Annotated in this window: 22 protein-coding genes and 1 pseudogene; 11 read left to right on the forward strand and 12 right to left on the reverse strand. The window is 45.9% G+C overall.

Annotated features, from left to right (window positions below; all coding sequences use genetic code 11):
• Positions 1 to 11: 11 nt before the first annotated feature.
• Genes AC1WNR_RS01355 through AC1WNR_RS01365 form a run of 3 tightly spaced genes read right to left on the reverse strand, consistent with a single transcriptional unit; the run spans position 12 to position 2776 of the window.
• Positions 12 to 572: a 3-phenylpropionate/cinnamic acid dioxygenase subunit beta gene (locus AC1WNR_RS01355; RefSeq protein ID WP_481642754.1), complete on the reverse strand. Its 561-nt coding sequence runs from the start codon at positions 570 to 572 to the stop codon at positions 12 to 14.
• 24 nt (positions 573 to 596) lie between these two features.
• Positions 597 to 1394: an SDR family NAD(P)-dependent oxidoreductase gene (locus AC1WNR_RS01360; protein WP_481642755.1), complete on the reverse strand. Its 798-nt coding sequence runs from the start codon at positions 1392 to 1394 to the stop codon at positions 597 to 599.
• Positions 1391 to 2776 (reverse strand): aromatic ring-hydroxylating oxygenase subunit alpha, encoded by a 1386-nt coding sequence (locus AC1WNR_RS01365; protein ID WP_481642756.1) that lies wholly within the window; start codon positions 2774 to 2776, stop codon positions 1391 to 1393. The genes AC1WNR_RS01360 and AC1WNR_RS01365 overlap by 4 nt, the downstream gene beginning before the upstream one ends.
• Positions 2777 to 3127: 351 nt before the next feature.
• Between AC1WNR_RS01365 and AC1WNR_RS01370 the strand changes: the two genes are divergently transcribed.
• From AC1WNR_RS01370 to AC1WNR_RS01385, 4 genes are all read left to right on the forward strand, one after another.
• Positions 3128 to 4132 (forward strand): TAXI family TRAP transporter solute-binding subunit, encoded by a 1005-nt coding sequence (locus AC1WNR_RS01370; RefSeq protein WP_481642757.1) that lies wholly within the window; start codon positions 3128 to 3130, stop codon positions 4130 to 4132.
• A 61-nt stretch (positions 4133 to 4193) separates the two neighbouring features.
• Positions 4194 to 6074 (forward strand): TRAP transporter permease, encoded by a 1881-nt coding sequence (locus AC1WNR_RS01375; protein ID WP_481642758.1) that lies wholly within the window; start codon positions 4194 to 4196, stop codon positions 6072 to 6074.
• Between the two features lie 131 nt (positions 6075 to 6205).
• Positions 6206 to 6526 carry a 2Fe-2S iron-sulfur cluster-binding protein gene (locus AC1WNR_RS01380; protein WP_481642759.1) on the forward strand — a complete coding sequence of 107 codons (321 nt, stop codon included), beginning with the start codon at positions 6206 to 6208 and terminating at the stop codon, positions 6524 to 6526.
• A gap of 158 nt (positions 6527 to 6684) precedes the next feature.
• Positions 6685 to 7182, forward strand: coding sequence for a MarR family transcriptional regulator (locus AC1WNR_RS01385; protein ID WP_481642760.1), 498 nt, complete (start codon positions 6685 to 6687; stop codon positions 7180 to 7182).
• A 256-nt stretch (positions 7183 to 7438) separates the two neighbouring features.
• Here AC1WNR_RS01385 and AC1WNR_RS01390 read toward each other — a convergent pair whose 3' ends face one another.
• Positions 7439 to 7609 carry a transposase domain-containing protein gene (locus AC1WNR_RS01390; protein ID WP_481645347.1) on the reverse strand — a complete coding sequence of 57 codons (171 nt, stop codon included), beginning with the start codon at positions 7607 to 7609 and terminating at the stop codon, positions 7439 to 7441.
• Between AC1WNR_RS01390 and AC1WNR_RS01395 the strand changes: the two genes are divergently transcribed.
• Positions 7559 to 8299: an aldehyde dehydrogenase family protein gene (locus AC1WNR_RS01395; protein WP_481645348.1), complete on the forward strand. Its 741-nt coding sequence runs from the start codon at positions 7559 to 7561 to the stop codon at positions 8297 to 8299. The two genes, AC1WNR_RS01390 and AC1WNR_RS01395, sit on opposite strands and share 51 nt — an antisense overlap.
• Before the next feature lie 622 nt (positions 8300 to 8921).
• Positions 8922 to 9536: a tyrosine-type recombinase/integrase gene (locus AC1WNR_RS01400; RefSeq protein WP_173482843.1), complete on the forward strand. Its 615-nt coding sequence runs from the start codon at positions 8922 to 8924 to the stop codon at positions 9534 to 9536.
• Positions 9537 to 9599: 63 nt separating this feature from the next.
• Here AC1WNR_RS01400 and AC1WNR_RS01405 read toward each other — a convergent pair whose 3' ends face one another.
• The 8 genes and pseudogenes from AC1WNR_RS01405 to AC1WNR_RS01440 form a co-directional block, all read right to left on the reverse strand.
• Positions 9600 to 9887 carry a type II toxin-antitoxin system RelE/ParE family toxin gene (locus AC1WNR_RS01405; protein ID WP_173482842.1) on the reverse strand — a complete coding sequence of 96 codons (288 nt, stop codon included), beginning with the start codon at positions 9885 to 9887 and terminating at the stop codon, positions 9600 to 9602.
• A complete protein-coding gene (locus tag AC1WNR_RS01410; protein ID WP_173482841.1) occupies positions 9880 to 10173 on the reverse strand; it encodes a type II toxin-antitoxin system RelB/DinJ family antitoxin in 294 nt (97 codons plus the stop codon). The genes AC1WNR_RS01405 and AC1WNR_RS01410 overlap by 8 nt, the downstream gene beginning before the upstream one ends.
• Before the next feature lie 664 nt (positions 10174 to 10837).
• A complete protein-coding gene (locus tag AC1WNR_RS01415) occupies positions 10838 to 11740 on the reverse strand; it encodes an IS5 family transposase (RefSeq protein WP_481645349.1) in 903 nt (300 codons plus the stop codon).
• Between the two features lie 385 nt (positions 11741 to 12125).
• The gene (locus AC1WNR_RS01420) at positions 12126 to 13712 is read right to left on the reverse strand and encodes a transposase (RefSeq protein WP_481642761.1); all 1587 of its coding nucleotides are present in this window, start codon (positions 13710 to 13712) and stop codon (positions 12126 to 12128) included.
• 75 nt (positions 13713 to 13787) lie between these two features.
• Complete coding sequence (locus AC1WNR_RS01425) at positions 13788 to 15047, reverse strand: IS256 family transposase (RefSeq protein WP_481642762.1); 1260 nt, start codon at positions 15045 to 15047, stop codon at positions 13788 to 13790.
• A 139-nt stretch (positions 15048 to 15186) separates the two neighbouring features.
• Complete coding sequence (locus AC1WNR_RS01430; protein WP_481645350.1) at positions 15187 to 15768, reverse strand: IclR family transcriptional regulator domain-containing protein; 582 nt, start codon at positions 15766 to 15768, stop codon at positions 15187 to 15189.
• A gap of 12 nt (positions 15769 to 15780) precedes the next feature.
• Positions 15781 to 15963, reverse strand: a pseudogene (locus AC1WNR_RS01435) (helix-turn-helix domain-containing protein); the annotation flags it as partial.
• A gap of 353 nt (positions 15964 to 16316) precedes the next feature.
• Positions 16317 to 17216, reverse strand: a complete 900-nt coding sequence (locus AC1WNR_RS01440) for an IS5 family transposase (protein WP_481642763.1) — start codon at positions 17214 to 17216, stop codon at positions 16317 to 16319.
• A 423-nt stretch (positions 17217 to 17639) separates the two neighbouring features.
• Here AC1WNR_RS01440 and AC1WNR_RS01445 point away from each other — a divergent pair, with 423 nt between their 5' ends.
• From AC1WNR_RS01445 to AC1WNR_RS01465, 5 genes are all read left to right on the forward strand, one after another.
• Positions 17640 to 19541, forward strand: coding sequence for a TRAP transporter permease (locus AC1WNR_RS01445; RefSeq protein ID WP_481642764.1), 1902 nt, complete (start codon positions 17640 to 17642; stop codon positions 19539 to 19541).
• Between the two features lie 73 nt (positions 19542 to 19614).
• Positions 19615 to 20631, forward strand: coding sequence for a TAXI family TRAP transporter solute-binding subunit (locus tag AC1WNR_RS01450; RefSeq protein WP_481642765.1), 1017 nt, complete (start codon positions 19615 to 19617; stop codon positions 20629 to 20631).
• 178 nt (positions 20632 to 20809) lie between these two features.
• Positions 20810 to 21154, forward strand: a complete 345-nt coding sequence (locus AC1WNR_RS01455) for a non-heme iron oxygenase ferredoxin subunit (protein WP_481642766.1) — start codon at positions 20810 to 20812, stop codon at positions 21152 to 21154.
• Positions 21144 to 22403, forward strand: coding sequence for an NAD(P)/FAD-dependent oxidoreductase (locus tag AC1WNR_RS01460; protein WP_481642767.1), 1260 nt, complete (start codon positions 21144 to 21146; stop codon positions 22401 to 22403). Before AC1WNR_RS01455 ends, AC1WNR_RS01460 begins: the two co-directional genes overlap by 11 nt.
• Positions 22404 to 22416: 13 nt before the next feature.
• Positions 22417 to 23676, forward strand: a complete 1260-nt coding sequence (locus AC1WNR_RS01465) for an SRPBCC family protein (protein ID WP_481642768.1) — start codon at positions 22417 to 22419, stop codon at positions 23674 to 23676.
• The last annotated feature ends 11 nt before the right edge of the window (positions 23677 to 23687 follow it).

Below are 23687 nucleotides of genomic sequence, written 5' to 3' on the forward strand. Positions count from 1 at the left end.
TAAAGTCCTCACTAGAAGAAGGTTGATAGGTTTTTAGCCATGAGAACGTTCTGATCCAGGATGATTTCCCTTCTCAGCAGCTTCCATTCGTCATTTTCCTTAACCAATGTGTCGTAACGGCGACCTACAAAAAAGTAAGTTTCGTATTCAACACGGTTGAGGTAGACGATGAACCGACAGGAGCTCGATACTTTTTTAGGATCTTCGATATTATCTACTTCCTGAATTTGAACGTTTGTAATCAAATGCGAAGTTCGAGATAGGGGTTCTTCAGCGTAGTGAACGCCAGTAAGAATCTGTTCGACGCGCTTGGTTACAGTCCACTTATCTTCGTTGAACCAGCTGATGCCTTCGTCTTCACGCGTGTTTTCGAATTCGGCGTGTTGACCGAATTTTACGTTGCGTCGCATTGGCATGAAGTAGCGAAGGTCTTCATGAAGCATGTCCAGCCAGCCGTGGAAATTGCGGTTGTCGATATTCTCCGCTTCATCGTAGAAGAATTCTTCGATATTGGATCGAAGTTGGAAATAACTATCGTTGCGATCGATATTCTTTAAGTTTTTTGATTGCATAATTAAGTCTCAGCTTTATAAGTTTCACAGAGGGGTAGATGACCCTTGATGGAAGAAACATCCGACATCGATTACTGTTCCAGAAATCGAGTCACCATCGTCTGACAGCAGGAACGAGATGACTTTCCCTAGGTCATCTCCGCTGGTGTATCTACCCGCAACATTGCCCACCGCGTTCTTTCTCAACTTTTCATAGTCACCGGAGACGCGACCAAGGCTCATCCCCGCAGCAATGCCGCCGCCGCCTGGGATGACAACGTTGACGGCTATACGATCTTTGAAATGATCGAGCGCTAGTGCGGAGGAGAAAGCAATAAGTCCACCTTTGGAAGTTGAGTAGGCAGCCATATTCGGCTTGCCCCAACCGGCACCGGATCCAATATTGATTATTCGACCCACGCCTTCTGATTTCATCAGAGGAATAATCTCTCTGGACATTAGGTACGGTCCTTTCAAGTTAACCGCCATGATTTGATCCCAGAGATCAGGGTCTGTATCAAGAATTGTTCCCAAGGGCCCAATAGCCGCATTATTAACAACGCCGAATATTGATCCGTGTAGCGCTAAAGTGGTTTCAACAACTTTTTTGATATCGGACGCATTAGTTACATCCGCTTCAATAAATTTGATGTTGAAACCACTGTTATCCGCCTCAGCCTGAAGTGCCGCTATCGTCGTATCAGCGATACTCGATACCTGTGGAGCTTCTAGACCGATGCCAACAACGGGCCAACCGCGTTGTGCAAGTAGGTGAGCGATCTCCTTACCGATGCCGAAAGTTGCACCGGTAACGATTACTGCCTTTCCTTCATAGGTGCTCATTTAGAACTTTCCTGAGCGTTTGAGTGGTAGTAAGGATCATCCTTACCTGACAAAACGTCCCAGCTCTTTCCGTCAATGTACTGTGACCAGCGCTTATAATAGCCGAGCGCCATGTGCTCAGTTTCCTGCTGGTTTACTACGCCACGTAATTGAATACCGTGGACAATGGGATCCAGCTCCGCTTTTGTCATAGACTGTGAGTAGTTGAATGGGTATCGGCGGGCAACGGTACCGACAGATGCGGCAGTCGCGTAGAGCCAGTTTTCCATGTCATCCTGTTCAGTCATGCCGGCTGGGCCGGAGTAGCGCATATAATAAGTACGCAGGAAGTCTTTAACGGCCTTCGGTGCGTCTGCATCTACCAGAAAGAATCTCCAACCCTCAGTCTTATCGGGTCCATGCGGATGCCAAACGCATAGGTTTCGAGGTTGGCGGCCGTGGTATGAGGTGTTCGGGAAGATGGTCCCTACGAAAGGAAGGAATCGGGAATCGTCACCGAGGCGTTCTTTACGCTGCTCGTAGCAGTTGCGGAAGTACTCTTCGATTTCTGGATCGTTTTTAAATTGCTCTTTGTATGAGGAGCCTTCAGGCATTACCGCTGAGTGAACACCGTGTCCGCCTGCAAAAGATACCCAAATGTGCTGAGCTACTTCGAGCTCGTTATCACGGCGTCCTTTGACACCTCCTTGCGCGGATGGACCGATGCCGATCAGATCGACAGATCTGTGGCTGGGGTTGTGGTACGTATCACCCAAGAAGTTTTCAGCAGCGAACTTCCAGTTGGAAGGGAAGATCCATTTGTGAACGCCGATTACCTCTGAGCCGCCTGGACGTCCGTCACGGCAATCCAAAGCGTGATCCAAGTGAAGCTTTGCCTCTCCCAAATAGGTTTCAAAATCTGGTGCGTTTGGATCCCAAGTTGCCCAGATCGAGCCTTTGTAGTTAACAATCTGTGCGACTTCGATGAGAGACCAGTCATCACGTTCCAGTACGCCTTCATACAGGGTTTTGTAACGTGGAATACCACGGATTTTGCCGTCCGTTGTATACGTCCATGAGTGATACGGACAAGTGAACAGAGTGGTGTTGCCTGACTCGTAGCGACAAACCTTCATGCCTCTGTGGCGGCATGAGTTTAGAAATACGTGAATCTCATTAGCTTTGTCTCGAACAAGAATTACGGATTCCTCACCCATTCTTGATGAGAAGAAATCGCCTGGGTTCGGTATCTGGCTTTCATGACCGACAAACAGCCATGCGCGCATGAATACGGTTTCCAGCTCTTTCTTATACACCTCATCGCTTACGAAGATTTCTCGACTGATCGTTCCTCTTTCGAGATCAACGAGTCCTTCAGCATTTAAGTTATTGTTCTCAACCATTTTTATATTCCACCTTCGGGCTAAGTAAATCTGACACACGGTTCTGAATGCCATCCCTTAATATAGTTAACTTGTTTACTATAATTCTGTCAACACTAGCTTTTTTATCCCGTCAGAATTTGTTGATTAAAATTCATACAGGTTGCAGTATGAAAATAAAACCCATAAACATCATTAAGTTAAATATATTATTTGACGATACAATGCTTGATAAAATAAAAATAACTAGCAACATAGTTGATTGACCGAGATCAATGAATTACTGTTAACGTGTTAATTGAATTCAGGTAGGACTGATCGATTGGCGTCTCGTTGAGGAAGACCTTACAAAATGAATAAGCAGGTAGCTTGATGAAAATGTTGAAAAAAATACTTACTTGCACAGCGATATCGATCGCGATTGGTGCAACTACAGCAAAGGCTGAATTAACTAACATAACCGTTGGAACAAACCCGTCCGGGTCGACTTTTTACCTACTCGGGGGCGGTTTCAGTAAGTTGTTTCAGGAAAAGTTAGGTATTAGATCTTCTGCACAGCCCTTCATGGGGTCGTCAGTTTATCTTCCGATGATTCAACAGGGCGATGTGACTTTGGGGATTTCCTCTACTGTCGATGCGCGAATGGCGTACACGGGCGGTTTGGAGTATCCAGCGGAGATGACCGATCTGCGCGCCTTGGCAAACGTATGGGAGCTTCCATATGCATTCATTACTAGAGCAGATAGTGGAATAAATACTATCGAGGATCTAGCTGGAAAGCGGGTTATGGGGGATATCCCCGCGTCACAGGCCTTGACTTTAATTGATACCATCATGCTTCGCTCAGGCGGTCTTGAGCTGAGCGATGTCGAGTTCATGAAAAGTGGTGGTTTGATGGATGGTATCAATGCGCTGGTTGAAGGGCGAGTTGATGCGGCACCTGTTGCGACCACGATGCCAGTTCTTACCGAGTCAAACTCATCTGTACCCGGTGGTCTGAGAATAATTGCTAACGGCAAATTGGCTGAAGATCCAAACTATTACTCGACACAGTTGCCAGGTATTAGAAGCACTATCGCCAAAGAAAATCCAAAGCGTCCTTACATTATTGGCGACACTCCAATCGTTGCATATAACACGTTGCTTGTCGGTAATGTGAATCTTACTGAGGACGATGCCTATCTGCTGACTAAAACTCTTTACGACAACTGGGAAGAGCTTCAGAAAGACTATGGTCCTTTGCGCGGTGTTCAAAAGGATGATCTTCTGATTGGGCACAACACAGTCCCATATCACGATGGTTCAATTCGATTCTTTAAAGAATTGGGTCTCTGGACGGATGCTAATCAAGAGCACCAGGACGCCTTGCTCAAATAATAATAGGTAGTAGAAACCACTCCTAACCTGAGAGTTCTCGCAGGTTAGGAGTATCCGAGATATGACTATGAACAGTGTGAACAAGACAATAAGTACCATACTCTTATTAGCTGTACCGATCCTCGGGATACTTTGGATTCTTAATGTCCCGCAATATTTTGGTTTGCCTTGGGTTACACCTCAGGTCGTAGCGGCATTGCTTGGTATCGCAACTGGTGCGGTATTGTTGACTCACCCTTACCCCACTAAGTTCCGGTATTTTGACACGATACTTGCTGTAGCGGCTGTGGCCTCATGGGGATGGTATGCGTGGAATTTCGAACCTTGGGCCGTCAAGATTGCGTTTAGAACGCCTGATATGTGGATTCCAGGGATTATCGGGATTGTGTTGCTGTTAGAGGGTCTGCGGAAATCAGTAGGTTTGGGAATAGCGGTCCTAATTTGGGCGGTAATCGCGTACGGCTTTTTTGGGGATGTGGTTCCTGGTTCTCTTCAGGCCCAAGTAATGGCCCCTACTAGAACAGTGCTATATCTTTATGCTGATTCAAATGGGATTCCGGGTCTGGTGCTTACGGTAATTACTACGTTAGTGCTGCCCTTTGTGATTTTCGGAAAAATGATGGAAATCTCGGGGGGCATGAAGTTCTTCAATGATCTGGCTTTTGGACTAATGGGTCATAAGCGTGGTGGTCCAGCGAAAGTTGCTGTTGTTGCATCCGGTTTCTTTGGAACGCTGTCCGGTTCTACAGTAGCCAACATTATGTCGACTGGGATTATCACAATTCCATTGATGGTAAAAAGCGGATTCAAGCGCACATACGCGGCCGCTATCGAGGCGGTAGCCTCGAATGGGGGGCAGATAATGCCGCCGATTATGGGTGCGACAGCCTTTATTATGGCTGAGTTTTTACAGCTTCCGTACTCTGAGGTAGTCGTCTCCGCGGCCGTTCCTGCACTCATCTATTACTTAGTATTGTTGATGAAAATCGATGCAATATCTGAGCGTGATAACATCACTGGAATTGACAAGGAAGACCTTCCTTCGGTTAAGTCTACGCTGGTTGATGGTTGGATAGTAGTTATCCCACTTCTGTATCTGTTTTATCTTCTGTTCTACAAAGGCTACAACCCGGGTATTTCCGCCCTGATGTCGTCAGCCCTCATGTTTGGCGGATACGCATTGAAAACGCGTCTAAAGATAAACTTCAAGGAAGTATATGAATTAGCTTTGGATGCTGGACGGGAGATGTCTCCTCTACTACTGATAGGTGGAGCAGCTGGAGCAGTAATTGGGATGCTTAATTCTACCGGCTTCGCATTCCAGTTATCTTTGATGCTTACAACTATGGCGCAGGACTATGGTCTTTTGGTTCTGCTTCTATTGACGGCAATCATTTCGATAATTCTTGGGATGGGAATGCCCACGGCCGCCGTTTATATCATTCTCGTAACAGTAGTAGCTCCGTCCGTTGTTGACTTTGGTGTGGAGCCGTTAAGCGCGCATCTATTCCTTTTCTACTTCGGGCTGATGAGCATGATAACTCCTCCGATTGCTATCGGCAGCATCGTTGCAGCAAGGCTGGCAGACGCCAATATGTGGAAGACAGGGTACAACGGTATGAGATTTGGTCTCGCTGCCTATTTGTTGCCGTTCTTGTGGATATATAACCCTGCGTTGTTACTTAAAGGAACGGTGCTGGAGATCGTGTTGGTCCTTATCACAGTTGTGATTGCGGCTTACGTGTTGAAGCAGACTGTGTATACAAGTCCTTGGAAGGTAGTGCCCACTTGGCTACACAGGGTTGCAATGTATATAGCAGCCCTCTTCGTTGGGAGTTCGACGGTTTACCTGGGTAATGATCAGGTGGTGAGCTTAATCCCGGCAGCGATTCTATTGGGTTACATCGTAGTTACCAGAAAGGTGGCTGCCTCAACACTGTAAATCTATTTCATTCTAAGACCCTCGAGGAGCGCTTCACTCCTCCTCGATGGGTGATAGGACAAGTCTTGTAAAAACAAACTTTTCCGGAAAAAGTAAACAAGTTAACAATTATTATCGAATGGAGAAATATCATGCCTACGGTTAACTATGTGATGCCAGATGGCTCCGTAATAGTCGCGGAAGTTGACGAAGGTCGTTCAATCATGGAGGCCGCACTCGCAAGCGGTGTTGAAGGGATTATCGGTGAATGCGGTGGAGTGTGTTCGTGTGCTACATGTCACGCTTATATCGATTCTGAATGGATAGAAAAAGTAGGCGAGGCGGTCGATGATGAGGCAGATATGCTCGAATTCCTTGACTCGTGCAAGCCAGAATCCAGGCTGACCTGTCAGATTCACATGACAGATGAGCTTGATGGTATAAAAGTATACATACCTGAAGAGCAAGACTAATAAAGTCGTCAATAGCAGTGTTGTATCCAAAGCAGTGTTGTATCCAAAAAAGGCGACAGACTTTAGCGTCGCCTCCTGTCAAACCCTCTTGGAAGAGAGAGCATAAGCCTAGGTCTCATATCATTATGCTCTCGATTAACAGGTGAATTGTGTATAGTATGTCCAATCTGCTTGTTAATGTAGCGTTCGATATGTCACCTTCCTCAAAATCCAAATATGCCAGCATGCCGTATGCTAGACGTTCATTGGCGATTGCCTGTATTCGTGGGCGTGAAGCGGTTGTAAGTCGGTTTAAAGATCTACTACTTTCAGTAGATCTTACTGAGCAGCAGTGGCGTATTATGAGGATCGTTTACGATGAGTCTCAGATCTCCGGTACGGAATTATCTCAGTTATCTTGTATACATAAAGCAAGTATGTCTCGAATATATCTAGTATTAGAAAAGCGTAAACTTATACAGCGAGTTTCAAGTGAATCAGACGGTAGATCATTCATCGTTAAATTGACGGCAAAAGGTAAAAAATTCATGGATATTGCGCTACCAAAGGCTGATGAAATTTACCTTAGTATAATTTCGGACTTCGGTGAAGATAGATATCTTGCGCTTCTGGAATTGCTAGGAAATTTGGCTGATATCAATGCAAAGGATTTTTAGGTTCTAATAACATCTTCAAATTTTCTTTGTTTCAATTGGTTTAAGATATTTCGGTCACTGGTTCCTCTTTCGCTATTTTTAATACTCAGTTGGTTGCATCCGGGTATCCCGTCAAGGAATACCATCTCTCCGTCGATTCCTTCTTCCTCGCTCATGGTAATCGTGTATTTTATCCCGTCATATAATCCTTGGAAGTAGAGTTGTGCATTAATGAATTGCATTAATCATATCATTCGTAAGCGTTGACTGCTTACACCTAGATCGCTTCAGCAACCTGTGAGTCGTTGAGGTTGATGTTCCAAGGCAGCAGACTGTTCACCTCTGAAGTCTTGGTACTGTTGATCCGTTTCAACACAGCCGTCAGATAGGCCTTCGGATCGATACCCTTGAGCTTGGCGGTAATGATGCTGGGATTGTTTTGGAAGATGCAAAACTAGATGAGCTTGCTTTTAAGAAGTTATATCTTGGTGCATTTATGAGTTCAGGCCAGGTTTGTATGGCATTGAAGCGTTTATATGTGCATAGAAGTCGTTTCGATGAGGTTGTTCAGGGGCTGGAAGATATTTGTAATAAACAGATCATTGGTGATGGTACGCTTCCTGAAACAACAATGGGACCTTTAAATAATGCAAAACAGTTTAAAGTTGTTAGATCCATGATTGATGAAGCAATTGCTGCTGGAGCTGACGTAAGAGAGTGCGGTCAAGTCCCTGATAAAGAAATGTATAAAGAAGGGTATTTTCAACGTCCAACTTTGATTGTAAATCCTAGTCCATCTCTTAGAGTTGTCTGCGAGGAGCAGTTTGGGCCTGCATTACCAATTATTCCTTTTGATACAGAAGATGAAGTTATTGAAATGGCAAACGATAGTGAGTTTGGTTTGTGTTCTTCAATTTGGACAGAAGATTATAAGAAGGCAGTCAAACTGAGCCGTCGATTAGAAGCAGGTTATACCTACCTAAACGCTCATGGCCCATCAGCTCAAGATGGTAAAGGCCCTTTTGGCGGTTTTAAACAATCTGGATTTGGGCGTAATTTCGGCTACGAAGGAGTGATTGCTTTCCAAGGTTACCACTGTATATCGGCACCTAAAGGTAATTTATTTGCTAGTCATTGAAACCTATTTCTTGGGGCACCTTGATTAACATTCTTGGTGAATTTGGGTGGGTCTCACCTTGAGCCGCATTTCATTTGAGTGCGGTTTTTTTTATATTGATAAATCAATTCGTTTATTGCCTATGATTTATCCCAAAAACTAGTCCACTCCTGCGTTATCAACTCTAGTTGTCGAGGGGCTGCTATGTGCCGGTAACAGCCCCTCATTGTTACTGGTACATACACTAAACTAGTCCTCCTGAATTACCTACACGACCATACACCTAGCTCTCGCGTTCCCATCCAGGAACCTTTACATACAAGCCCATACACAGAACAGGTTTTGACGTACATGAAAGTACAGTTAAGTTAATGTCAGAGCGCTTTAGTAACTAGGTGACCATCATCATGAACGGATAACAAACTACCCAGCGATAATTAATCCGTCCGCATTAAATTAGGGATAAGCGGCTGCTCACGACCCAAACCGGACCTAAGTACTCTCTCGAGATTGAGTTGCAGCTCAGTAAAAACGCATTGTTTCACTGATTCAAATCACCCAAAAGCAGACCTTTGATCTCGTTCGCCAGCAAGGGGTGAAATGCTCATCAATACTTCTTCGTGATACTTACGAGGATAAAATAATGAGTGAAGAAAATCAGAATGTACCCTGGAATAAAGGCAAACTACTCGGACAGAAACGCCCACTGAAGCTTAAAGAGATATGGGGAATCCGTATCCGTCTTGAGCTCGCAGGACAGACCCGCGATTTGGCGATGTTCAACTTGGCGATAGACAGTAAGCTCAGAGGCTGTGATTTGGTCGGGCTGAGGGTGAAGGATATTAGCCACGGAAACACCATCCAGCGCAGAGCCATTGTCGTTCAAAAGAAAACGGGGCGGCCGGTGCAATTCGAGATCACTGAGGAGACGCGTAAATCTCTTCGTGTATGGATCGATGAGAAAGGGTTAGGCAGTAATGACTTTCTATTTCCGAGTAGGATTAGCCGCGGTCGGCCCATCTCTACGCGCCAATACGCACGAATCGTCGATAAGTGGGTCACGAGTGTCGGACTCGATCCCTGCGATTATGGGACGCATACAATGCGAAGAACAAAGCCCACGCTGATTTACCGCCGGACTCATGATCTGCGTGCTGTGCAGCTTCTTTTGGGACACTCCAAGTTGGATAGTACTGTGCGGTACCTGGGCGTAGAGCTGGACGATGCGTTAGTTTTAGCTGAGCAGACTGACGTGTAAAAAGATCCGTCTTCAATAAAGTGGCCTTTTAGCTGCAGTGGGTTACCGTTGGTCAGCTACAAATTACTCGGTAGAAGGTGGCCATTGCTGTGCGGTGTGCAATACCCGCAGAATCCGTACAGAGATCGCGTTTTCGTCGTAGACGACTACATGATTTGTCCAGATGACTAACTCTCGGGTGCCTTCTACCCGCCCAGGCCGCCCCATTCTGGGGAAGTCTTGTAATCTTGTTACTTTGTATTCAATGTCATCCTTTACACGTTGGGCCGCATCAGGATTATCATCTGCAATGTATTCGATTATCGACAGTAGATCGGCACGGGCAGGCTCTAGCCATTCAAGTTCAGGCACCGCGACGTTTCCTGTCGATCATTGCTTGAACCTCATCCATTACGTCCTTATGGGCAACGGTAGGACGATTATCTTGCAGAGCTTCATTCACTTTTTCTCGAAACCAGGCATCGTGAGCTTCAGGATCTGAGGTGAGCCCAGCTGGCAAGCCGCCTTCTTTAGTAATTCTGGTGAGCAAAATCCTTACCGCGTCGGAAACGGTCAATCCGAAGTTAGCTAGAGTTTCAGTTGCTTCGGTTTTCAGCTGGTCGTCGACGCGAACGTGTAACATTGATGAGTGAGCCATAACTGATCCTCCAAGTAGTAACAGTATTATGTATCTCAATTGAGATACTCGCAACCTCGCGGAGGTCTATCAGTTAGATTTCGATTTGGACGTGAAGATAGTCCGGCGAAGTTCTTGCTCAAGTAGTGCAGTTAGAATCCACGGCGCCACCTCTTCAGCAGACGATAAAAGCCAGCCCTTTAGCGACGAGTGCTGGCCCAAACCGGTCCGTTAGCGATTTCTAATAAATCTATATAGCGGACGAAAGAAATTCGATTATTTTCTAGCGATGCATTTGGTTTCATCCCAGCGCTATCACGTAGACTCTGCGAATCAGAGGATTCGTGCGCAGATCTATTAACTTATCTGTGTGGAGTGGGCTCCAGATGGATTTTATCTACAAAACGTCCAAGAACTCTGGATGCTCTGGTAGATATCGGTTATCGGCCCTGATATACCGGTCGGCGTTTTTCCATAAAGGCACGAGGCCCTTCGCGTGCATCCTCTGATGACATCACAATTGCTTTGGCTTCATCTTCTAGGGAACATGCGATCTAGTCCCTTGTTTTCGGCTAATTCGGCAGTTGCAGCGCCATAGCCATTATTTTGGCCGAATTTCAGCCAAACTTTCTCACTTTTCAGTGTCTGGGTGCTGACTTTTCAGAATCCAGACGGATTTGTCCTGCTATCGAGCCCGTAACATCTGGTCTACGCGAACAATATTCGCCAACGTAAACAGCATAGCCAGCTTACTGTCGTTCCTCACCAGACCACGATAGCGCGCCTTAACGAATCCGAATTGACACTTAATAATCCTGAATGGATGCTCAACCTTGGCGCGGATACTGGCCTTCAGATACTCTGTACGCAACTTACGTTTATTGATTCTCGGATGCTTTTTGAGTGCCCGGATTTTTCCAGGCTGTTCCGCGATATGCCATCCCGCTTTAACACCTTGGAGCTCCTTGCGCTTCTCGGCTCCACGGTACCCAGCATCAGCAAAGATAAACTCCTCCTTCCCATGAAGGAGATGACCTGCCTGATTTAAGTCGTGCTCATTTGCAGCCGTTGTTGTAAAACTATGTGTAATACCTGTTCGAGCGTCTACGCCAATGTGCGCCTTCATCCCGAAATGCCATTCATTACCTTTCTTGGTTTGATGCATTTCAGGATCCCGTTCGCCTGACTGATTCTTTGTCGACGTTGGAGCCTCGATGATCGTAGCGTCTACTAAAGTACCTTCTTTGAGTAAAACATTAGCTTCCGTCAGCCACTGATCGACCTCGTTGAACAGCTTTCGTGCCAACCCTTTACGTTCCAGAAGATGGCGGAAGTTCATAATGGTCGTATGGTCTGGTATCGCCTTATCAAGCGATAGGCCCGCAAACAGCCGCATCGATGCAATCTCATATAGCGCATCTTCCATAGCGGGATCACTCAGGCTGTACCATTGCTGCATACAGTGAATGCGTAGCATGGTCGATAACGGATAAGGCGTCCGGCCATTGCCTGCTTTAGGGTAATGCGGTTCGATGATGAACTCCAGACGCTTCCATGGAATCGCCTTGTCCATACGCTCTAGGAATATCTATTTGCGTGTGCGCAGGCGTTTCTGGTTGAACTCGCTATCGGCGAAGGTCAGTTGGTGATCCATCAGTGATCTCTAAGCAGGTTGGGCGGCGGATTCTCTCAATTTGAAGGACTTATTCGCAACTACCCTAGGTAGATTGGTTCTTTATAGATAGCTCTATATTTTGGTATTGAGGCCGGTTTAGGCTCTTTGAACCTACAAGGAGTTATTGTCAAAAGTAGACGGAGCGGTAAAAAGTCACTGCTCTTCTTTTGGGAAACGTGATTCAGCGTGACCGACCAGTTTCCGCTTGAGCGACTTTGCAGGGCATTCAGCTGATTTCAGCGCACTCATCGCACTTCCAGCTTCAGTTGCCTACCAATCAGAACAAGAATAGGCCGTTTCAGCCCGTATAGGCCGCGACACGTTTAATATTCATGCCCAGCGCTCTCAAATAGACCGCATACTTCAAAGAGTGTCTGCCTCGAACTCGTAAGGAGGATAGACCCATCTGATGCTTCAGTCTCGACATAGTTGCCTCAATGCCTGCGCGCCATCGGTACCGATCAATAAAGTATTCCGATTTCTCAGCTAGCCTGCGACGGCGTTGTGCGACTCGATCTGGCGTGTATTGCCATCGACGATTGTTCACACTCTTTGATTGAGTGTAACCAGGACAACGCTGACGGTCTTTGCAACTACTGCAATCATCCTGATCAAACTGAACCTCAATCCTCTTCGTGCTTTGAGAAGTACTCACAGGTACAAGCCCCGCAGGACAACTGACCACAACACCTGAAGCATCCAGTTGAAAATCCTCCAGATTCAGTTTTCCGAGCTTATAACCTCGTGGTGGCATGGATGGCGATACGACCTCAACGCCTGTTTGCACAATCCGCTTCATCGTCTCGACAGATCCGTAATGACTATCTCCTAAAATGACCGCGGGCTTTATAGCGCGCCTCTCCAGTTCATCAAGCGCGGGCTCTATGGCTCGAGAGTCGTGTTGCGTCATTTTTTGGACGTCAATATAGGTGATGAGATTAGGTTTGTTGTCCTCAGAAGGCGACTCTGGGGTGTACGTCTCCACAACCTGAACAAGATAGCCCACACCACGGTGGCTGTTATAACTGGCATCAGGATCTGATGGGTTTTGCACCGTATCACTCGGGATGGTAGACGGCTCTTTAACCTGAACTAACAAGTCTTCGGTAGTACTGTGAACCACTTCGCATTGCTCTTCGAATACGCGAGACAGCACTAGATAGCTTTCTAAATCCGCAGCGCTTGTATCTCTGTATTGAGTTACTAAATCAGCTAAAACCTGTGCCGCTTCCGGTAACTGGCGCTTCGTTTCACTGGGTTTTCCAAAACCGAAACACTCTCCCTCGCGATCGACATAGCGTTGAATAATTTGTGGCTCAACCTGAGCATGCAAAGCAGGATTATGACGCGCTAGTTCGCGCAGAAACTTGCTAACCGCAGCAACCAAAATACCCAGTCGAGTCATCGTACGCATTGCTGAACGGACAGCCGTTGAGTCAATTCGCTGTCGAGTCGTGTCTACTGCAAACGCATTGATTAGCTTGTCTGTAAGGTGTTCAAACAGCTCTTCATCTAGGCCCTTATCAATGACCCATCTACGATAAGTTCGCAGAGTTCGCTGACAGATATAGCTTTCGGAGGAGTGTTGAATATCCAGGGCATAATGCCACGCAATATTGAAAGAGACCGCCTCGACAGTGGCCGCATCAGTCAAATCATGTAGTTGCTGCAAAACCAACGCGCCAAGAACCACGTGCAGATCTTTACTCGGCCGGCCGAAGGATTCAGTCAATTTATCAGCTAACTTCGCAGCAGGGAGTTGTTTCAATAAATGCTCGCGGAATACACCCGCCCAGCATCGGTCCAATAGCTTTCTTCGCTTTTCACCCAAGGACTCCCAAGGGTCAAAAAGGTTGTAGGTGCTTCTGTCGCGTAATGTGATCATCTCGAAAGGATAACTCAACGCATATACCATACGCATCTATATCGGTACTTTTTGCCGCCCCGTCAAAAGTAGTGTTTAGGCTGTTGCCCGAACGGTGGTCTGGCTGAGGTGCGTCACCTCTTCACCATCTTTAAACCTGATGCCCTGGATAACCTTGGCCAGGTAGTTAAATCCTCGTTGTTTTCTCCAGTTCTTCTGAGCACACTCGCCCAGTTTGAAGATCATATGTAACATCCCATCGCGGCTCATACAGCCTTTTGATCGTTTGGTTCGGTGACGGATCGTACCGAACGTCGATTCAATTGGATTGGTGGTTCTCAGACTCTGCCAGTGCTGGGCGGGAAAGTCGTAAAATGCCATAAGCTCTTGCCGATCTTTCTGTAAACACTGCACCGCCTTTGGGTGCTTGGGTTCGAACATTTTCTCGAATTTACCGAAGGCTTTCTCAGCATCATCCCGCGTGGGAGCACGCCATATATCATGCAGGCAATCTTTCATCTTAGGCTGCACTGACTTGGGCGCGTAGTTCAGTACATTACCTGTCTTGTGCATCCAACAGCGTTGCTGACGAGTCTCTGTAAACACCTCATCCATAGCCGCCCAGAAGCCCATTGCACCATCACCGATAGCGAGCTTCGGTGTATTCATGTCTCGCCCTTTGAGGCTCAGCAAGACCTCTCTCCAGCTCTGCGTGGACTCACGTACGCCGTCTTCAATCGCCAGAAAGTGCTTCTGTCCGCGCTCATTGACACCGATGATGACCAGGGCACACAACTTGGTATTTTCTGCCCGTAAACCACTGTAGATACCGTCTGCCCAGAGATATACCCAGCGATCTTTATCCAGCCGTGACTCCCGCCATAGGCTGTACTCATCTGCCCACTGTCGCTTCAATCTTGAGACCGTACTGGCTGACAGACCCTTTGCGTCTGGACCGACCAAAACCTCCAGAGCATTCTCCATCTCCCCGGTAGACACCCCTTTAAGGTACAGCCAGGGCAAGGCTGCTTCCAGTGAGCGAGTTTTGAGCACATACGGCGGAACCAATGCGGAACGAAATGCGACAGGTTTCCCATCACGTGATCGCACCTTCGGTACCTGAACAGTGACTGGACCAATGCCGGTTTGAATCTCTCGCTCAGGATGATGTCCGTTGCGAATGACGGCGGCTCGACCATCTTCAAGACGACGACTACCGAAGCTTTGAAGATACTCGGCCAACTCAGCTTCAACAGCTTTCTGAATCAGCTCGCGCGCGCCTTCACGCAACAACTCTGATAAAGGATCAGTTGATCCTGCTCGACCTGAAAGCGCGACAACGTTACTCTTATCCATGCGGTGTATCTCTGTGTTGTTTTGATTTGTTTGGCGACAACAAATCAACCAGATACACCGTTCTTATTCAACCTACCCAAACACCAGATTCAGTTATAACTCCCTACAAGTTCGTATATAGGTTAACAAGGAAGAAACTCTACATTATGTGAGTTATTCTTTTTGCTCCATCTTGTAGTATAGGTAATGAGTTTTTTATGAAATCGTCGAGAGACTGTCGGTCGGTCTGAGTGCTAACTCCAATAGCAGCAATTGCTGTGCCCTGATTGTTTCTAATTGGGACAGCTAACGCGAGTAGTCCTATATCAAGTTCTTGATCAACAATAGCATAACCTTGCGCTCTCACTTTGGTTAACGATTCTTTAATTTCATTTACGTTGGTTACCGTGTAGGGTGTCAATGATACAGGTGGATTTCTGACGAAAAATTCATCTACCGCTTCTTTGTCAAGTTCGGCAAGAAGAGCCCTTCCCATACTGACGGTATTGACTGGAATACCGCGCCCAGGAGTCAAGTTGACTTTTAGCTGCCGAGGGCCTTGAGCTCGAGCGACTACGATTATTTGGTCGTTAGAAAGTACTCCGATCGAGCATGGCTCGTGAAGTTTTCGTGAAATCTCCTCCGCAACTGGATTTGCTAATTGCCACCACGGTAAGTTCGATAAGTAGTTATATCCAAGTGTAAGTACTTTTGGGGTAAGGCTGTATCGCTTATTTGACATAGTTAAATACCCTAGGTCTACCAGTGTTAATAAGAAGCGCCTGGTAGTGGCAAGGTTCAGCCCAACATTTTCTGCGACTTGACTAAGCGTCAATTCAGATCGTCCGTCTGAAAAGCTTTGTAGAACTAGTAGCCCCTTGTGGAGCGATTGCGCTCTATCCGAGCTTTTGTCGACTATGCTTTTTATCATGGTCATCCCGTATAGATTAATTCAAACCCAAGCATAGTGTAATCATGACATAGCTTGTACGCCGGCTACTAGCTAAAACGGCGTTAAATCAAGGTGTTGTTTTTACTATAGCCTTGAAAAGCTAGTTCAGAGCAAGTTGTAAAACGCTTGCTTTAGGTAGTCGTATCAAGGCCAATACAGTTTAAATCCATTTCATGGAAATCGTTAGCTATGGAAGGTGCGATCAAGCACCCAGTTTTCGGCTAATCCACGAGTTCTAGTGGCTTAGCCGTCATGTTGGCTGACTTTGAGCCAAAACTTCCCATAATTTTAGTGTCTGGAAGCTGATTTAGCAGGTGCCATACGGATTTATCCTAGTCTTAGGCCCGCAAGAGTTGGCTCACGCGAACGATATTTGCCAGCGCAAACAGCATCGCCAGCTTTGAATCGCTCTTCATCAGTCCAAGATAACGAGCCTTAACAAAACCGAACTGGCATTTGATGATCCGGAACGGATGCTCCACCTTGGCCCGCACACTCACTTTCAAGTATTCAGTGCGTATAGGCGCTTTGTTCTTTCTTGGATGTTTCTTCAGTGCCCTGATCTTTCCGGTGCGCTCAGCAATGTGCCAATCGGCTGCAACAGATTTGAGTTCTTCTCGCTTCTCGGCGCCCTGATAACCCGCATCGGCGAAAATAAACTGCACCTCGCCATGCAGGAGCTGGCCAGCTTGATTGAGGTCATGCTCATTGGCCGCTGTGGTCGTGAAGCTATGGATGAATCCTGTACGCGCATCGATGCCTATATGCGCCCTCATGCCGAAGTGCCAGGCATTGCCTTTCTTGGTCTGATGCATATCAGGATCACGCTCGCCCGATTTGTTTTTGGTCGAAGTGGGCGCTTCGATGATGATGGCATCCACCAGTGCGCCTTCTTTTAACAGGACGCCCGCATCGGTCAACCACTGGTTAACTACCTTGAAGATTTTACGGGCCAACTTCTTATGTTCCAGAAAGTAGCGAAAGTTCATGATCGTGGTTTGATCAGGAATCGGCTTATCCAACGAGAGGCCAGCAACGAGTCGCATTGAGGCAATCTCGTACAGCGCATCTTCCATAGCGGGATCACTCAGGCTGTACCATTGCTGCATACAGTGAATGCGTAGCATGGTCGATAACGGATAAGGCGTCCGGCCATTGCCTGCTTTAGGGTAATGCGGTTCGATGATGAACTCCAGACGCTTCCATGGAATCGCCTTGTCCATACACTCTAGGAACATCTATTTGCGTGTGCGCAGGTGTTTCTGGTTGAACTCGCTATCGGCGAAGGTCAGTTGGTGATCCATCAGTGATCTTGTCAAAAAGGCATTCGCTGATTGTCTCAGGTCAGGGGACTTGATCGCAACTTTCCTAGCTCTTATCTTCTATAGCTCCATCAAAGTTTTTTCATCTTCACGTACGGTCGCTAATAGTATTCAAAAGCGCTGCTTTTGGATGTCAGTCAAGACTAGGCTCATAGCGTTAAAAATCTCGATTGACTTGACACATGCAATGCCTAGTGATAATTTCAATATAGAAATAAATATTAGGATAATGAAATTAGAGGGTCGAAATGCATTCGTTAGAGTTTTGTATGCGCGAGACGGAAGGTCTGGGTTGCATGTCTAAATCTAAAAAGTTGTTCCTAAAGTTGGGAGCTCAAGATGAACGCTAACAGGAGGGAGCTTTCCGGTATTTCGGCGAGATTAGTTCTTTTTATGGCAGCTTTAGTCCCGGTTTCGGCATTGGTTTATGCTATGAGGCTACTGCCTGAAATTGGAGTTATCATCTATAAAGAACAGTTTTTGGCATTCTTTCTCTCCGTTTGCCTGATGATTACATTCATGGTGAAGCCGGCGACTGCAAAGGCAGTTGAGGTGAAAGTACCGTGGTATGACGTAGTTTTGATTTTTGCCACGTTAGGTGCTGGCGGATATACAGCCCTTTGGTACCACGAGTTGGTTGAAACTATGGGATTGATAACCCTAGACAAAACTATATTAAGTGGGATTGGCTTGTTTGTGCTCTTAGAGGCGGCGCGCCGACTAGCCGGGTTAACGATGGTGATGGTCGCGATTGTTGCACTAGGATACGCGTTTTTTGGGCACTACCTGACAGGTATGTTCGAAACGCGTGCCATTCCTGTTGAACGCCTGTTGATCTATAACTTCCTAGGCACGGACGCTGTTCTTGGTACTCCTTTGTACGTCGCAGCTACTATCGTTACCGCTTTCGTTCTTTTCGGTCAGATTTTGTTCTTAGTTGGTGGTGGCGAGGCTATATCCAATCTTTCATTTTCCCTAATGGGGAATCGTCGGGGTGGACCGGCCAAGGTTGCTGTTTTTTCGAGTGCGCTGTTTGGTTCATTGTCAGGAAGTGCTTCGGCCAACGTGGCAACAACCGGAATGATTACGATCCCTATGATGAAGAGAGTTGGTTACTCGAGCGAGAAGGCTGGGGCGATTGAGGCTGTGGCGTCGACAGGGGGACTAGTCTTACCGCCGGTAATGGCAGCTACGGGATTTCTGATGGCGGAGTTTTTGGGCGTTCCATACAGTGCCATTGCGATAGCGGCGGCTATACCTGCTCTGCTGTTTTACTTATGTGTTTATCTGCAAGTCGATCTAGAGGCTGGGAAAAGCGGAATTTCGGCGCTGGAAGGGAATGAAGTACCTCCTTTGAAGGTTGCGTTGATACAAGTGGCGCCGGTTGCATTTTCTTTTGCGGTACTACTGTATTTTCTGTTTGCTTTGATGCAGAGCCCAGAGAGTTCGGCGTTCGCGGCAACGGCGGCAACAGTGGCAGTTAGCTTGTTTCTTCCGTCTATGCGGAGAGCTTTTCTCCAATACGCGAAGGTTCTTTCAGCAACTGGAGAAGCTGTGGTTTTTATCGCAGTGATGTGTGCGGTCGCAGGTTTAGTCGTGGGATGTTTAGGATTAACTGGTCTAGGTTCTAGTTTGTCGCAGAATCTAGTGAATTTGGCCGAGGGCAATGTATGGTTGCTACTAATTTTTTCGGCTATTGGTTGCATAGTTCTAGGTATGGGCGTTCCGGTAACGGCTACGTACATTATTTTAGTAATTCTTGTAGGGCCAGCTCTGACTCAAGTGGGAGTAAATGAACTTGCTGCTCACATGTTTGTGTTTTACTTCGGAACCTTATCATTCTTAACTCCTCCAGTATGTCTTGCGGTATTTGTTGCAGCATCTATCGCTGGTTCAAAACCGTGGTCGACAGCTTTATATGCGCTTCGGTTCGCCGTTATAGCTTATCTGATTCCATTTGTATTTGTTTTCAATGACGCATTCCTGATGCAGGGTAGCCTATTTGAAATAGCGCTTGCTTCTGTGGCAGGTGTAATCGGTGTTTTCCATCTCTCTATCGCTTTGGTTGGCTATTGGAACGGTGTGGTCAGTCCAATATTAAGAGTATTCGGCTTTGGCTCTGGCATTTTGGCATTTTCTCTAGGATCTACATCTTGGGTTGTATGCCTGTTTTCAATGTCAGTTTTAATAGGGATTCATTATTTGCAGAAAAGAAGGAGTATTAAATTAGTATCTACATGAAAATTTTACGAGTTTAGATATTTATCGACGATAAATTAACGGTTAGCAATTAGATTGCTTAGAGGATATAAAAATGAAAAAAGCAAAACTCCGTAATAAGTTTGTTGGGGTAGTAGCAGGTGCTTTATTAAGTATGGCTGCATCGGTGTCATCAGCAGGAATAATTGTAATGGGGGGTAATCCTGCGGGTAGTCTTTTCTATACTCAGGCGCAGGCTCTGGCAACCACTATAAGCAAATACAGTGGCGACCGAGTTGATGTTTTACCTCAGTCTGGATTGGTGTTTTTCCCGATGTTTATGAGCCAGGAAGCAGACTTGGGGATCGCTAGTCCGGTAGAGGCAAAGCTTGCTTACGATGCAGAAGGCCCTTTCGAAGGAGTCAATCAAGGTAAGGGTTACGAGATGCGTACCCTGATGCTTGGATCGAAGATTAGACTGTCTTTGGTTACTAGGAAAACCGACGGTATTAACTCTATAGCGGAATTAAAGGGTCGGAGAGTCGTGGTCGATTATGGGGCTTTCGCTGGTGCGACTAAGACGGCACTTGCTGCTTTAGCAAACGCCAATCTCACTGAAAATGATATTCAGGTGGTTCGGGTTTCTAGTTATCCAGAGGGTGTTCGTGCTGTCATGGAGGGGCGAGCAGATGCGGCTGTCGGTTCCGTTGGTAGTGGAATACTTCAAGAGTTAGATGCGCAATCCGGCGCTAAGCTTCTTCCTATTGATCCTTCCCCTGATGCGATGCGTCGCTCGCAAGAAGTTGGGCCTGCTTTTGTCTCCTTTCACACAAATGCAGGGCCGGTAGGAATAGAAGATGGTGATATTGACGTTCTTAGTTATCAGACGACTCTTTATGTGCGGCCTGATCTGGATGACGATACCATCAAAAAAGTGATGAATGCTCTCTGGGATCACGCAGATGAGCTGCCGCTGATCACTCGAACTTTATCAACTTGGACTCCTTCAGCATATGCAAACACAGATGCAGTAATACCTTTTCACTCGATGGCTGTTGATTTCTATAAAGAAAAAGGTGTTTGGACTGACGAGTTAGAAATTCATCAGCAACAATTGCTAAATTCGAAATAGATTTAAAATGTAGAAAATAGGGCGTTATTTTAATTCACTTAACGGAATACTATGCGCCCTAAATTTAAAATCTAATTATTTCTTAATCTTTAAATCACAAAGTAAAGCTATCTAAATCATATTCATAGAATTGATTTATAGGTGAGTATTGTCTTCGAAAACTCGAGAAGGAATTTATATGACGACTCCAAAGCATCTAGTTTTAGCCAGCGTATCAGATGTTCCAGTTGATGATGTAATTGCTGTGCATGTTTCTGGGCACGATATAGCTCTCTATAACGTAGATGGAAAATTTTATGCTTCGAAAGACCTATGTAATCACGGTAACGCCATGTTGTCGGAAGGCTTTTTAGATGGGGACGTTATCGAATGCCCACTCCACGGAGGTTGTTTTAACGTTGTTACAGGAGACCCGTGCGGAGCGCCTGTGACGCATCCGATGATTACTTATAGCGTAGACGTAGTGGATGGTTTGGTTGTGTTAACCGCTCCAGAGGAACTGGAGCTTGGCAATGCCAACTAGAAAACGGATTGTGATTATTGGAACTGGTATTGCAGGCTCTACTGCTGCGGTTAGTGCTAGGTCACAAGATTCTTGCGCCGAGATTATCCTAATTGGTGAAGAGCCGCATTTTCCCTATGACCGTACACACCTTTCTAAACAGCAATTGGATGAAAATGCGAATCTATCCACTTCAATACTAATAACTAGCGCTGCGTTTAAAGAACTAAATATACATTTAGTAACGGGAGTGAAGGTAAGGGAATTACACACAGATGAACATTTTATCGTTCTCGATAATGGAGAGCAGTATTTATATGACAAATTAATTGTAGCTACTGGATCGTCTGTGCGTCCCTTGCCAGATTCATGGGGGTGTATTAACGATGAGCGGATCCATTCTGTAAGAACGGCAGAGGATTCACATCGTCTCCGTATTGCACTAGGAAAGTCGGAAAAGATCGTTGTTATAGGTGCTGGGTTAATTGGGCTGGAAGTAGCTGCGGTGGCCCGGGAAAAAGGGATAGATGTAACTGTAGTAGGTCCTGGTAAGCGTATATTGACGAGATCCTGCGATGAGGTAACTGCTGATAGGTTGGAAAGCATTCATCGTGACAATGGAGTTCACTTTAGGCTTGGCATGTCAGTAGAGGCTATTAGGAAGCTGACTAGCGGTGAGCTAGAAGTATTACTATCAGATGGTAGCACATTGGCTGCGGATAATGTGGTAGTCGGAATCGGAGTACTACCAAATGTCGCAGTAGTTTCAGGCACAGATATTGAAATTAACGACGGTATCGTAGTAGATCGTTTTGGCCAAACTAATATACCGGATATTTTCGCCGCCGGTGAAGTTGTTAGTTTGTTAGACGAAACAGGAACCTCGAATTTCAGATTAGAAACTTGGCGGCACTCTCAAGAACATGGGCGCCTAGTTGGTGAAAATGTTTTAAACAATGAGATGAGAGCATACGAATTAAACTCATCATTTTGGTCCGATCAGTATGGTCATAGGCTTCAAGGTGTAGGTTTAATTCCACCCGAGAACTATAACCTTATCGTTCGCGCATATGATGATCATAGTCATATCAGCTTCTGCATTGGAGCAAATCAAAAGTTACTGGCTGTAGTAGGCCTAGATGATAGTAAAGATGTCAATGCGGTGGGCCGCCTAGTAGGTTTTCCATTGACAATATCGACCGAAGTATTAGAAGACGCCTCAAAGCCGCTCGTACCTTTGGTCAAATCAATCCTGAAAAAAATGAAATAAGAGGATTTCTAGCATGTCTGAAATTATAGCTAAGTCGAGTGATATTCAGTGGCCATCGAATAAGACATCGACAATACCTTATGCTTTATATACTGATGCTAATCAGTACCACCTTGAACGCGAAAAAATATTCAAGGGACCAACTTGGAATTATCTTTGTCTAGCAGCTGAATTGCCTGAACCTGGTACATATTTTGTTTCTCGTATTGGTGAGACCCCGATTGTTGTTACCCGTGATTTAGACGGAGAGTTACATGCTGTAGTTAACCGATGTTCTCATCGCGGTTCTCTGCTGTGCCTTAAAAAACGTGGCAAAGCAGAAAATCTAACCTGTGTTTATCATGCTTGGAGCTATGATCTAAAAGGGAATCTGGACGGAGTAGCTTTCCAGCGCGGGATAAAACGACAGGGTGGTATGCCAGATAAATTTTGTAAAGGCGATCATAACCTTCGTAAGCTAAAAGTTATTGAATTTTGTGGTTTGGTATTTGGTTCATTTTCTGAAGATGTTCCTGAAATTGAAGATTACCTTGGTCCTGAGGTGTCAGGTCGAATCAAGCGAGTATTAAAGAAACCGCTGCGCGTTCTTGGCCATAATACCCAGGTTCTAAAGAATAACTGGAAGTTATACTTTGAAAATGCGAAGGATAGTTATCACGCAAGTATACTTCACACATTTTTTACAACTTTTGAGATCAATAGATTAAATCAGGTTGGTGGCATCATTGTTGATTCTAGTGGAGGTAATCACGTCTCATATTCGATGGTTGATCCAAGCATATCAAACGAGGTTTACGGCGATCAGCAAATTCGTTCCGCGAAGGAAGAATACCGCTTGGCGGATGGTAGTTTACTAGAATCCGTTGATGAATTTGGAGATGGTATAACACTTCAGATTCTTACCGTCTTTCCTGGCTTGGTGTTACAGCAGATTCACAATGCTATAGCAGTAAGACAGATTGTGCCAACGAGCGTAGATACAACTGACCTAGTTTGGACTTACATCGGATTTGAAGACGACGACGAAGAGATGATCCAACGCCGTTTGAAACAAGCGAATCTTGTCGGGCCTGCAGGGTTAGTTTCGATGGAAGATGGCGCGATAGGCAATTTCGTGCAGCGTGGGATCGCTGGTACTGATGAAGATACTGGGGTAGTGATGATGGGAGGAGAAACCGCAGAGAGTCAGCCGTTTCGAGCCACTGAAACGTCCGTCCGAGGTTTTTGGAAAAAGTATAGAACCTTGATGGAAGGTGAAGTTCCAAACGCATAAATAGTTTAAGG

This window comes from Marinobacterium marisflavi, from assembly GCF_982447095.1.